11 protein-coding genes are annotated in these 12,874 nt (G+C 49.9%); 5 read left to right on the top strand and 6 right to left on the bottom strand.

Going from position 1 to position 12,874, the window contains the following annotated elements:
- Positions 1-4: 4 nt before the first annotated feature.
- From cspE to ACQY8X_RS12200, 4 genes are all read right to left on the bottom strand, one after another.
- Positions 5-211 carry a transcription antiterminator/RNA stability regulator CspE gene (gene cspE, locus ACQY8X_RS12215; RefSeq protein ID WP_091353016.1) on the bottom strand — a complete coding sequence of 69 codons (207 nt, stop codon included), beginning with the start codon at positions 209-211 and terminating at the stop codon, positions 5-7.
- Positions 212-397: 186 nt separating this feature from the next.
- Entirely contained in the window at positions 398-1,879 is a 1,482-nt protein-coding gene (locus tag ACQY8X_RS12210) for a sensor domain-containing diguanylate cyclase (protein ID WP_428035422.1), read from the bottom strand.
- 244 nt (positions 1,880-2,123) lie between these two features.
- Positions 2,124-3,245: a polyamine ABC transporter substrate-binding protein gene (locus ACQY8X_RS12205; protein ID WP_428035421.1), complete on the bottom strand. Its 1,122-nt coding sequence runs from the start codon at positions 3,243-3,245 to the stop codon at positions 2,124-2,126.
- 115 nt (positions 3,246-3,360) lie between these two features.
- On the bottom strand, positions 3,361-4,707 hold the full coding sequence (locus tag ACQY8X_RS12200; protein ID WP_428035420.1) for a glutamine synthetase family protein: 1,347 nt from the start codon (positions 4,705-4,707) through the stop codon (positions 3,361-3,363).
- 351 nt (positions 4,708-5,058) lie between these two features.
- Here ACQY8X_RS12200 and ACQY8X_RS12195 point away from each other — a divergent pair, with 351 nt between their 5' ends.
- Complete coding sequence (locus ACQY8X_RS12195) at positions 5,059-6,342, top strand: NAD(P)/FAD-dependent oxidoreductase (protein ID WP_428035419.1); 1,284 nt, start codon at positions 5,059-5,061, stop codon at positions 6,340-6,342.
- Between the two features lie 133 nt (positions 6,343-6,475).
- A complete protein-coding gene (locus ACQY8X_RS12190; RefSeq protein ID WP_428035418.1) occupies positions 6,476-7,126 on the top strand; it encodes a TetR/AcrR family transcriptional regulator in 651 nt (216 codons plus the stop codon).
- Here the strand turns inward: ACQY8X_RS12190 and ACQY8X_RS12185 are convergent.
- A complete protein-coding gene (locus ACQY8X_RS12185; protein ID WP_428035417.1) occupies positions 7,123-7,878 on the bottom strand; it encodes an alpha/beta fold hydrolase in 756 nt (251 codons plus the stop codon). The two genes, ACQY8X_RS12190 and ACQY8X_RS12185, sit on opposite strands and share 4 nt — an antisense overlap.
- 230 nt (positions 7,879-8,108) lie before the next feature.
- Here ACQY8X_RS12185 and ACQY8X_RS12180 point away from each other — a divergent pair, with 230 nt between their 5' ends.
- The gene (locus ACQY8X_RS12180) at positions 8,109-8,417 is read left to right on the top strand and encodes a YciI family protein (protein WP_428035416.1); all 309 of its coding nucleotides are present in this window, start codon (positions 8,109-8,111) and stop codon (positions 8,415-8,417) included.
- 79 nt (positions 8,418-8,496) lie between these two features.
- On the opposite strand, the gene ACQY8X_RS12175 is transcribed toward ACQY8X_RS12180, so the two are convergent.
- Positions 8,497-9,381 carry a helix-turn-helix transcriptional regulator gene (locus ACQY8X_RS12175; protein ID WP_428035415.1) on the bottom strand — a complete coding sequence of 295 codons (885 nt, stop codon included), beginning with the start codon at positions 9,379-9,381 and terminating at the stop codon, positions 8,497-8,499.
- Positions 9,382-9,659: 278 nt separating this feature from the next.
- Between ACQY8X_RS12175 and ACQY8X_RS12170 the strand changes: the two genes are divergently transcribed.
- Together ACQY8X_RS12170 and ACQY8X_RS12165 are read left to right on the top strand one after the other, a co-directional pair.
- Positions 9,660-11,042: an aspartate aminotransferase family protein gene (locus ACQY8X_RS12170; RefSeq protein ID WP_428035414.1), complete on the top strand. Its 1,383-nt coding sequence runs from the start codon at positions 9,660-9,662 to the stop codon at positions 11,040-11,042.
- A 78-nt stretch (positions 11,043-11,120) separates the two neighbouring features.
- Entirely contained in the window at positions 11,121-12,596 is a 1,476-nt protein-coding gene (locus ACQY8X_RS12165) for an aldehyde dehydrogenase family protein (protein WP_428035413.1), read from the top strand.
- Positions 12,597-12,874: the final 278 nt, after the last annotated feature.

Genomic DNA, 12,874 nt, shown 5'->3' with positions numbered 1-12,874 from the left:
GGTCTCAGATAGCAACGATGTTTTCTGCTTGTGGACCGCGCTGACCTTGAGTTACAGAGAACTGTACCTGCTGGCCTTCTTCAAGAGTTTTGAAGCCGTTGCTCTGGATTGCACTGAAGTGTGCGAATACGTCAGGGCCGTTTTCCTGCTCGATGAAACCGAAGCCTTTGTCAGCGTTAAACCATTTAACAGTACCGGTTACAGTAGCCATGTTAGTTGTCCTATTTTATAAATAATGTTTTGCCATCAGATGGCGGTGATGCAGGAATTTTTACTATACATTATGGAAACAGGACGAGAAGCTGAAACAGGATCTTCGAAATGATGCATAAAAATACGGTGAATCTTCAAGCACATTCAATATATACATTTAAGTTTTTATTATCAACTCTTTAATTTATTTATTTGCAGGGCTGGTGGTTACTGATGGCTGCGAGAGGGATGTTTCGACCCGGTTACGGGCGTTTGATTTAGCCAGATAGAGTGCTCTGTCCGTACGGTTGAACAGGTCAGTTTTGGATTCCGGGCTATTGTATTGAGCTATACCAAAGCTGGCAGTCACGTTAAGGCTCATGTCGTCTATATTCTTCAATGAAGTCTCTATCTGCTGGCGCATCTTTTCTGCTAACCGTCGGGCATTTTCCTCGCTACAGTTTGTCAGTACGATATAAAACTCATCACCGCCCCAGCGGCAAATGCTGTCAGATTTGCGTAGATTCCCGGTCAGTATTTTCGCTACCAGGGTCAGAATCTTATCGCCCATCAGGTGGCCCCGGGTGTCGTTAAAGATCTTAAAGTTGTCGATATCAACCAGAATAGTTGAAACCGGATGTTTGTGCCGATCAGCAAAGTTAAGGATCTGTTGTAACATCGACTCAAAGGCGTGTCGGCTGGCGGTACCGGTTAAAGGGTCGGTATTTGCCATATACTCTAAGCGCCGCTGATATCCGCCCAGGGTAAAGTGTTGTAATAGCAGGACAATCAGAATAACCACCAGGCTGATACCCAGGTTGATCCATAGGGTCGCGGTAATTTGAGATTCACTTTTTTCAGTATGTTCGACAATCAGGTACCAGTTTAACTCAGGAACAAAGCGGGTCTTAATCAGATATTGCTGGTCACTGTTGCTATAGCTGTATGAGCCTCCCGGTTGAGCCAGGATCACGGGGGCAATGTCCTGCAGCCCGTCAACCTTGTGAATATCCTCAGCTCCGTTGAACTGGCTACCCTGCAGAGTGACTTTGCCCTGGCGGTCGATGAAATAGACCTGGCGGCCATAACGTGTCTGATACACCTCAATCAGCTCTTTTATTTTTGTAGATGCCAGACCAACCCCGATAATACCCAGAAATGTGCCCTGTTCATCTTTTACTTTGTGATTGACGAATAGGGTGGTGCTGGAGCGGTCAGCGGTATCCTGATCGATGTTGATGTCGAACTGGGTTGGGGTTTTGCTGCTGCTGTAATACCAGTTATCTGCTGGATCGGTTATCGATATCTGTTTGATGATGCCACTGGTGTGGTAATAGTTAGTGGTTCGTTCTGAAACAAAAAAAGCGGTGAAAGCGTTGTAGCGTGTCTGAATCGATTTCAGGTAGCGCTGCATTTGTTCCGGGTGCTGCTCGCCGTTCGCAATCCAGTCGTGGACAAAGGTGTCCTGAGCCATCAATGATGAGACCAGTACCGGTTGTAGCAGGTCCCTCTGTACTTCTGAGTAGACAGTGTCGCTGGTCAGCGGCAGGGTGTTGGTTTTGATGTGCTGGTTGAGGGAACGATTGGCGACATAGTAGCTGATCAGGCTGATTGCTGAGAATGCAATAACGAGTAACAGGCTACTCAGCAGGATAAAAGAGGGTTTTCGTAGGTGGATCTGTTTCATAACGTATCATCTGTCGGTGTAAACGGTTTGGCCGACAGCCGAAATCATCCCTGGTGTCGATGATTTGATTTTATCAGAACCCCACAGAATACTCATCAGGGAAGATGAATGTAAACCTGACGAATAGTATGCTGTGCAACGTGCACAATTGGAGGGGTCGATAAGGGGGAGAGTCAATGCGGACAAAAAAACCGCCCGGTGAGGGCGGTAATACGGAGTAAAACCTTTTTACCCGGGTGTCAGATCAGTTGCCTGTTTTGATATTTGACCAGGTACGGCTGCGTACGCGGGCGATGTTAGCAGGCAACGTTGCTGGCATATAGAGGCGAGAGTATGTTTCGGCATCAGGATAGATGGCGGTATCGGATGTTATCTCAGGGTCTACCAGATCGGTAGAAGCCTGGTTCGGATTTGCATACCAGACGTAGTTGGTGATCTCTGCAATAATCTCAGGACGCAGCAGGAAGTTAATAAACTTATGTGCGTTTTCAGCGTGTTTAGCGTCGGATGGAATCAGCAACATATCAAACCAGATCTCAGTACCCTCTTTCGGAATGCTGTAACTGACCTCTACGCCCTTACCTGCTTCTTCTGCCCGGGCTTGCGCCTGGAAAATATCACCGGAGTAGCCGATAGCGACACAGATATCGCCATTGGCCAGGTCGTTAACATACTGGGATGAATGAAACTGGCGCACGTAAGGGCGAATAGCTCTGAGGGCATTGGCTGCCGGGCTATCACTCGTATGGTTTGCTTTCGTTATGTCTGTGGACGGTTGTCCTGCGTAGAGTAGTGCTAATGGGTACATCTCATCCGGCGAGTCGAGAAACGTGACACCGCACTCTGCCAGTTTTTTCATATTCTCGGGATTAAATACCAGTTCTAGACTGTCGACCGGGGCATCCTCGCCCAGTACCGCCTGCACCTGCTTCTCGTTATAGCCTATCCCTGTTGTGCCCCAAAGATAGGGGACGCCATACTGGTTGCCGGGGTCTTTGCTGGCCAGCAATTTCATGAGCGATGGGTCAAGATTGCCCAGATTGCTGAGTTTATCTTTTTGCAGCGGCTGGAAGATACCGGCTTTTATCTGCTGTTCCATAAAGTGAGAGCTGGGCACAACCAGATCATAGCCCGAGTTACCGGCTAGCAGCTTGGCTTCCAGTGTCTCGTTGCTGTCGTAGACGTCATAGACCACTTTGATTCCGGTTTCAGCTTCAAATTTGGCCAGGGTGTCTTCAGCAATATAGTCTGACCAGTTATAGAAGTTCAGCACCTCTTCCGCTTGGGCAAACGGGGTCGCAGCGACCAGGCTGAAAGTGGATATCTGTAGCGCTTTTCTGATCAGGGAAGGTAAGGTCTTTGTCATTACGTTGAGCCTCTCATCGGAGTTTACGAGTTTGGTTAGCAGTTTATCCAGTAGCTCCTTAACCTGTGCTGACACAGGTTAAGGAGACGTTAGCTATAAGCTGTTGTGCTCAGGATTATACGGTTAGTAACAGGTATTCACGTTCCCATGAGCTGATAACTTCATGGAAGGTTTCGAATTCAGCCCGTTTAACGCCCAGATACGCCTCAACGAACTCAGTGCCCATGATGTCGCATAGTTCAGGACACTCTTCTAACAGATGTAACGCCTCACCCAGGGAGCGGGCAACTTCAACGGTATCATCTTCATCGGCGGCCAGGTCTGTTACCGGCTTCGTGGCGGATAGTTTTTGTTCCAGACCGAGATAGCCGCAGACCAGACTGGCTGCAATGGCCAGGTAGGGGTTGGCGTCGATGCCGATCACCCGGTTTTCAATACGTGTTGCCTCCAGCGGTGCGATAGGTACCCGCAGACCGGTGGTGCGATTATCAATACCCCACTTAAAGTTAACCGGTGCGGCAATATCCGGCGCAAAACGGCGGTAGGAGTTCACATTCGGCGCATAAAATGAGATCGCTTGTGGCGTGTATTTCTGCAATCCGCCCAGGTAGTGGTAAAACTGTTCGGAGAACTGGTTCTGCTCATCGCCAGCAAAGATATTTTTGCCGGTTTTTATGTCGATGAGACTCTGATGGATATGCATCGCACTACCCGGTTCATGCTGCATCGGCTTGGCCATGAAGGTCGCGTACATATCATGCTTCATCGCGGTTTCCCGCAGGGTGCGCTTGAAGACAAACACCTGATCCGCCAGGTCCAGTGCATCACCGTGGAGGAAGTTTATCTCCATCTGTGCTGCCCCGGATTCATGGATCAGGGTGTCAACATCCAGTCCCTGCGCTTCGCAGTAACTGTAGAGCGTATCGATAACCGGATTAAATTCGTTAACCGCATCAATGCCATAAGACTGGCGTGCAGTTTCCCGGCGGCCTGAACGGCCTGTTGCAGGCTTGAGTTCGTAGTCCGGATCGGTGTTTTTCTGAATCAGGTAAAATTCTACTTCCGGTGCAATAACCGGTCGCAGCCCTTTTTGCTCATAGAGTTTAAGCACCCGACGCAGTACCGAGCGGCTGGATAGGGGGTGTAACTGACCATCGCTGGTGTAGCAGTCATTAATAACCTGTGCCGTCGGCTCATCAGCCCAGGGCACCAGGCGCAACGTATTGGCGTCGGGCACCAGCACCATGTCCCGGTCGGCCGGATCAACAATATCATAGTGATTATCCGCCCATTCGCCGGTGACGGTTTGCACCAGCAGAGTCTCAGGGATCTTGCCTCCTTTCTCTGCCAGGTATTTTTTAGTGGGGTAAAATTTACCCCGGGCGTTGCCGGTCATGTCCGGCAGGGTCGACTCGACCTCGGTTATACCGTTTTCTTTAAGAAACCTTTCCACGGCTTCCATAAATCACCTATACGTATTGTTTATCTGATTGCCTGCAATTCACTATAGAAGTTATGAATTTGAGAGCAGGGTGTTTTTCGAGACTATTCGAATACTATTTCGATTATGTGACTCACCTGTACTCTGTTATGGGGTCATTAGTCGAAACATTATTCGGGTTTAGGTTATTTCATGGAATTTTAAAAATCAACATGAATTTCATATTGGTGTCAGTTTTTCGGGCTTGTTGTTCATTTAAATTAGAATTATTATTCGGTTTATGAGGTTTTTTATGGTTGGTCTGGTGATTACTAATATGTACCAGTCTTGATGTTTTGCTTGTAACTTATGTTTTTAATGGAGACCCGTTTCATGAGTCTTAACCGATTGCAGCCGTCCTACTATGTTGACTCGGCCAATGCCAGTCCTGAATATCCCGCATTAACCGGTGAGCATCAGGCCGATATCTGCGTTATCGGCGCTGGTTATACCGGTCTCTCTGCTGCTCTGCATCTGGCGCAACAAGGCTATTCGGTTACCCTGTTAGAAAGTGAGACCATCGGCTGGGGAGCTTCTGGCCGTAACGGCGGGCAGGTGTGTCCGGGTCACAATATGGGGCATGCCGAGTTGATTAAGAAAGTTGGCAGGAAAGCGGCAGATTCATTGTGGGATATGTCTCTGGAGTCAGTACAGCTGGTGAAAGATCTGATCGCTGAGCATCAGATCAGCTGTGATCTTAAACAAGGGGTGATGCATGTCTCGGCCAAACCCGGGCATGTAGCAGAGATGCGTGACAGCGTTGCTTATAAACACAAGGTTCTTGGCTATGACAAAATTCGTTTTGTGCCCGATGATGAAGTACAGGCGATGCTTGGGACGCAACGTTATTATGGCGGTGAGTACTGGGATGATGCAGTGCATCTGCACCCACTTAACTATGCGCTGGGGTTAGCCTCGGCCGCCGTAAACGCTGGGGTGACGATCCATGAACACAGTCGGGTCACCGGTTACACCAGTGGTAATAATGCCGAGGTACGCACCGCTCAGGGGGTGGTTAAAACGAAGTATATCCTGTTGGCCTGTAACGGTTATCTGGGTAAGCTGGAGCCGCGGGTTGCCGGTAAAATCATGCCGATCAATAATTTTATTATCGCCACCGAGCCGCTCAGCGAAGCGTTATGCCGCAAGATCAATCGTGATGATGTGGCTGTGGCTGACTCCCGCTTCGTTATCAACTATTTTAAATTGTCTGGCGATAACCGCTTGCTCTGGGGGGGAGGTGAAAACTATAGCAGTCGTTTCCCCAGCGATATTGCTAACTTTGTCCGTCCCTACATGCTGCAGTTCTATCCGGAGCTGACAGATGTGAAAATTGATTATGGCTGGGGCGGGACGTTGGCAATTACCCTTAACCGGATGCCACACTTCGATCGTATCAATGGCAATCTGTTTGTTGCCCAGGGGTATTCTGGTCATGGTGTGGCACTGGCTACGCTGGGGGGGAAGTTGATGGCGGAAGCGATCAGCGGTTCAGCAGAGAGATTTGATATTTTCAGCCGCGTGCCCACCGCGACATTTCCGGGGGGGACGTTACTGCGCTGGCCGGGTCTGGTCGCGGGGATGTTGTATTTTTCACTGCGTGACCGGTTTTTTTAGGGCTATTACTGTCCCTGCCGGGTGAGCGTTGTGGTAAACGATCTGTTCAGAACGGCGATAGATCAGTCTATAATGCCCGCCATCGAGATGTCGCTGAATCAGAGGCATTGTGTCATACAGGCAGGAGATAACGTTGACTGAACATCGCCGGGTAAAAACAGCTCCGGATCTGGCCCCGCGAAATGCACCGGTGCAGGGGCGTTCTAAGCTGCGCTCAAAGCAGATTATTGATGTGACTGGCGAACTGCTTGAACGGGTTGGTCTGGATGATCTGAATACCATTCTGATCGCCAAAGAGGTGGGCATCTCTGTTGGTTCCCTGTACCACTATTTTCCGAATAAACATGCAATTCTCTATGCAATGGGATCGCGCTGGCTGGAGACCGTTGAAGCCGCGCTGGATGAGATCGCCCGCTGGTCGATTGAAGAGCTGCCGATGGCAACGCTGGTGGAGCAGATGCTCGGGCTGAAGCTGAAAACCTATAAGCAGCAGAAAGCGATTCTGACGCTGGTGCAGGCGATGTTTTCTGTACCGGAACTGCGCGAGTTGGACGAGCAACACGATGAACTGGAAATTTCGCGTATGGCCGAAGTGTTCAAGCGAATGGGGATCAACCGCCACCTGAGAGAGCGCGAGCGGCTGGCGCGTCTCTATCTTGAAGTTACCCACAGTGTGATGCTGGTGGTGGTGAACCAAAAGGGTGACCGGGCTAAGCGCACCCTGGCTGACCTGAAGATGATTATCTGCAATCTTCTGGCTCAGTATTTGCCGCAAAATCATTAAACCGGATTAGCTTGCAGCCAGCGAATCAGAGCCTCGTTGACGGCCTGGGGTTGCTCCATGGTACACATATGGCCGGATCGCTCAATGGCAATCACTTCACTTCCGGGTACTAATTCCGCCATCTCATAGTGACGTTCAACCGGGCTCCAGCTGTCCTGATCACCACTGATAAACAGAGTAGGGCACTCTAGTGAACGCAACACCTCAGTCGCATCAGGCCGTTTGATCAATGCGGTTTGCTGATGCTCAAATTGCTGCACTGTTTTCCGTTCAATCATGTCGAGAATAGCATCACAGAGTTGGCTGTCCTGTAAATGCTCCGGGAGCACCATGCCCAGCATCCACACTTTACCCATCGCCCGCATTCCTTGTTGGCGGGCTGTTTCCAGCAGCGCCAGTCGCCCGGACACTTCATGCTGGCCTGCGTCACCGTTGTGCAGCGGCAGATAGCCGGTATCCATGAGAATCAGATGGGATATCCTTTCAGGGGCACGGCGGGCAACCTCCATCGCGACCCGTCCCCCCATGGAGTGGCCGATCAGTATAAATTGCTCTGGTGACTGCGCTATGGCTATCTCGGCCATAGCGCCAAGGCTGTTGGCGTCACCGTAGTCTATGACCTGGCTGCTGATTCCTTGGCGGGCAAAAAAGTCGGTCTGCTCAGACCAGACTGCGGCATCACAGATCAGTCCGGGCAAAAAGATGGTGGGCGTCATGGTTTTCTCCAGATCAGAGGATGGCTCTGTTTTCAATGCAGCTTCTTGTTGCTGTGTATGCGTTTTCAGCTGACTCTGCCGATAGAGTAACGGCGTTGGCAAGAGGGCACAATAGGGTTGTGTTTCAGTCTCGATTCAATACGTTAGGTGGTTTATAGAGAGTATAAAAAGTAGTTTTATGAGGCTAAATGGTATTCTGACGGCTACACTGTGTTTGCAAGGTTTATTTAATGCTTCAGTCGTTTTCCGATCAGAGGGGAGCACATATGCCTCAGTATATGATTACCTATATCGGCGGTGATAAGCCATCAACAGTGGAGGAGGGACAGCAGCATTTCGCCCTCTATAAAGACTGGCTTCATTCACTTGGCAGAGCCGTTCTGAACCCAGCAACTCCGTTTAAAACCACCAGTACTGTGAACCCCGATGGCAGTGTTAGCCGGGGGAGTGTGTCTGCTATGTCAGGCTATACCCTGATTGAAGCGGACTCAATGGAAAGCGCTATTGATGCGGTTAAAAGCTGCCCATTCCTGCGTATCAACGGTACTCTGGAAGTCTCTGAACTTATTCGCTAATGCTTATTAACAATGTCTTTCGATGTGAGAGATCCGATTAGTTCAGAGAAAAACGCCAGGTCGATGCAACATTGGGAGGCTAAGCCGACTGACTGGGTTTACTCATGTAGAGCTCCAGAGGGTCACGGTTGGGTTGCTGCTCAAAGCAGCTTAACGAGCTTAAAAACAGGGAAAAAAGTTCTGCCTGTGAGTTGATATCCAGCTTGGCGTAAATATTTTTTCGGTGGCGGCGTAAGGTTTCTATCGATATTTTCAGCTGTTCTGCGCAGGCCTGAGTGCTGTAGCCCTGCAGTGTAAGACCCAACACATCTTTCTCTCTGCCGGTTAATACGGAGCGGCCAAACAGATCAAATGCCAGGTTAACGCTTTTTTCAAATCCTGGCGCAACCTTGAGATCCTGCTCCTCCTGGGAGGTTGTTAATGCCTCCCAGTGATGCAGACAGAGCTCTCTGATCACGGTTTCGATACAGCGCAGAAACTTTAATTCTTTATCACTGAATTTAGATGAGCTTTTGTTGCGCATCAGCGAGACTTGCAGACAGACATCCTGACCCGCTTCGATGATGTAGACGATCTCATCTTCAGTGTCACATTCAGCATAGTAACTGCGGTAATACTCACTTTGCTGAAACCCCTTAGCGCTGAGTTCGGTTATCCGGTAAAGACCCGGAGACTCTTTATTGATCAGTGCGGCAAGGTAGAAGGGGTCCAACTGATAGGAGCCATCAATATAGGAATCTATCTGCGCAGAACGTTCCTCCCGGCTAATTTCGAAATAGATCGCTTTGGGCGCTTTATTGCGGCGGTAGATCCACACCTGTGGATAATCGATTTTCACTGCGTTTCGCAGCGTTGCTATTAAACAGGGAAAAAACGTTTCCTTTCCCAGATTTTTCACCAGCTGGGCTAACTGAGTATTCCAGTGTTCAAAACCGCTGGTTGACGCAAGAGAAAGAGAGCTCATCGGTGCTCTCCAAACCGATTAAATTGACCACTGACCACTGGGTATCAACCTGAATTTAGCTGGAAAAACGACATTTGAAGCTACGGTATGTCTTTGTCAAAGTCAAATCTCTGCCGGGTGGTAAAGTGTAAGGTGAGAGCTTCTGTCGTTAATCCCTCTGCCGTTTCATGCGATCTAACCAAGGTTGGGTATATAGAACACGTCGCCCTGTCGCTACACTGAAATTCAGATCAGATCGCAGATGATTGTTTCACTGCGGAGGTTTTCAGGGTGATGATATGAATGTTATGAATCAAGAGTTATTACAACAGCAAGCAAGAGATCATCTGTGGATGCATTTCACCCGGATGGGATTTTACAAGAATCACGATATCCCCATTATCACCCGTGGTGAGGGATGTTATGTCTATGATACTCAGGGAAAGCGCTACATTGATGGTCTGGCCGGACTGTTTACCTCACAGCTGGGGCACGGACGGGCAGATATCGCCAGAGCTGTCGCTGAGCAGACGGAGAAACTCGGTTTTTTTCCAATCTGGTGTTATGCCCATCCCGGTGCCATTGAGCTGGCATCGCGCATCGCCGATCTGGCCCCCGGTGATCTCAACCGGGTGTTCTTTACCAATGGCGGTGGTGAAGCAGTGGAAGCTGCATGGAAACTGGCGCGTCAGTATTTTGCTGAAATTGGTCAGCCACGGCGATATAAAGTGATCTCCCGCAATCTTGCCTATCATGGCACCAGCCTGGGGGCGCTATCCATCAACGGTGCTACGGGGATTAAAAATGTCTTCGAGCCGCTGGTTCCCGGTGCCCGGCACGTGGAAAACACCGATCTGTATCGCAACAACAATCAGGATGACAGTGTTTCATACGGTAAAAAATGCGCATTAGAGATTGAGCGTGCCATCGTGATTGAGGGGCCGGAAACGGTCGCAGCGGTATTTCTGGAACCGATTCAGAATGTAGGTGGCTGTATCGTCCCACCGGAAGGTTATTTCCAGGAAGTCAGAAAAGTCTGCGATAAGTACGGTGTTCTGCTGGTGTCGGACGAGGTTATCTGTGCGTTTGGTCGTCTGGGCTATATGTTTGGTTGTGAGCGATTTGATTACCTGCCCGACATTATTACCTGTGCTAAGGGACTGACCAGTGGCTTTGTGCCAATGGGGGCGATGATCTGCCGCGATTTTCTCATGAAGCCTTTTCTGGAGGATGACACGAAACAGTTCCTTCACGGCTCTACGTTTGGCGGTCACCCGGTGGCGTGTGCAGCGGCGCTGGCCTGCCTGGATGCCTATGAGAACGAAAATCTGTTAGCCAATGTGCGTGAAAATGAAGCGTTCTTTAAAAGTGAGCTGGACAAGTTGCTTGAGTTGCCGATAGTCGGAGATGTCAGGGGCGCCGGTTACTTTTACGGTATTGAACTGGTTAAAAACAAGCAAACCAAAGAGCATTTCTCCCATGAAGAGGCGGAAAATGTTCTGTTCAAATTCCTCTCCCCCCGGTTGTATCAGGAAGGTTTGATGTGCCGTACAGATGACCGCGGCGAAGCGGTTATTCAGCTATCGCCGCCACTGGTCGCCGGGCGCAAAGAGATCAGCGAGATAGCGCAGATACTATACAAAGTGATCGCCGAAGCGTCAGAGCTGGTGGCTACTCATTAATGTCGGTCACTCAACAAAGCCTGTGTAGTTGATTGAATCACAGGCGATCTGAATACAGACCGTGTACGGGGAAAGAGCATGACAAAACAGCTTTATATTGGCGGGGCGTGGATTAATTCCATGTCATCTGAGCGTATTCCTGTGATCAACCCTGCCACTGAGGAGGTTTTCGATTACATCGTTGCGGCCAACGCCGATGATATTGATACTGCGGTCAGGGCTGCCAGAGAGGCTTTCGATAACGGCCCCTGGCCAGCGATGAAAGGCTCTGAGCGAGCGGTAATACTGCGAAAAATTGCTGCAGGGATCACCGAGCGCAAGGCTGAGCTTGCTCGCCTGGAAGTCATGGATAATGGCAAGCCTTATGCGGAAGCGGAATGGGATATTGAGGATGCTGCAGGCACCTTCAGTTATTATGCGGATCTGGCTGAGTCGCTTGATGATTCTGATGAGGTGATATCGCTGGCCGATGAGCGCTTCAGCTGTAAAGCGGTGAAAGAGCCTTTGGGGGTTGCCGGTGCCATTATTCCCTGGAACTTCCCACTGTTAATGGCTGCCTGGAAAGTTGCGCCAGCACTGGCGGCGGGCTGTACTATGGTGTTGAAACCCTCTGAAGTGACGTCACTGACGGCGCTGGTGTTAGCTGAGATTGTCGATGAGGTGGCGTTACCGCCGGGTGTTCTGAATATTGTCACCGGCTTTGGTACGGATGCTGGCCGCGCGCTGTCAGAGCATCCCGGTGTGGATAAACTGGCGTTTACCGGTTCGGTGCCAACCGGATCCACCATCATGCGGGCGGCGGCCAAAGAGATAAAAAATATCAGTCTGGAACTGGGCGGCAAGTCACCGTTTATTGTGTTTGCCGATAGCGATATTGAAGCCGCTGTTGAATGGATTATGTTTGGCATCTTCTGGAATCAGGGGCAGGTCTGTTCGGCAACATCGCGGGTGCTGGTGGAAGAGGCGATCTATCCGCAACTGTTAGCGCGTCTGGTTGAAGAGGCCAATAAGATTACCCTTGGTCCGGGTGATGAAGAGGGGGTTTTGCTCGGTCCTTTAGTCAATGAAAGTCAGTATTGCAAAGTACTGGCGGCCATTGAAAAGGGGGTGGCTGAGGGGGCGACTATCGCCTGTGGCGGTAAACGTCCGGCATCGTTAACCACCGGCTATTATCTGCAGCCGACGGTGCTGGTGGACATGCAGGAGGACAGCGCGGTCTGGCAGGAGGAGATTTTTGGCCCGGTGGTGTGTGTCAAACCCTTTAGCGACGAAACGGCTGCTGTACGTATGGCGAATAACTCCCGTTTTGGGCTGGCTGCCGCGGTGATGTCTAGGGACAATGACCGATGTGAGAGAGTCGCGGGTCAACTGAGGTCCGGTATTATCTGGATCAACTGTTCTCAGCCAACCTTTACTGAAGCGCCCTGGGGAGGCTATAAACAATCCGGAATCGGGCGTGAGCTGGGCCATTGGGGATTGAACAATTATCTGGAAACAAAACAGATAACAACCTATCGCAGTGACGAACCCTGGGGATGGTATATCAAGCCCTGAAAAGATTGATTAAGTTATTGATAATAAATAATTTACTGGAGGCGAAGTTTAGGTCAGACAGCTGGTTTGGATGACGGGTTATATTTTGCATGACCACAGAAAATACTGTGGCAGTCTGAGAAGCTTAAGTGCTGTGTCCCCTGATCAGAGGAGCAGCCAGAATAAAAAATATAAATGATATGGATCTGATAAGCGCCGTTCTACGGTATTAACAAGTAAATGCTTATGCGATATGACTGCTGAAATGGCGTCATCGAAAGCACCTTTTGATGGAGCAA

This window comes from Amphritea sp., from assembly GCF_050300915.1.
GTDB lineage: Bacteria > Pseudomonadota > Gammaproteobacteria > Pseudomonadales > Balneatricaceae > Amphritea.
This window is presented reverse-complemented; position numbering and strand designations above follow the sequence as displayed.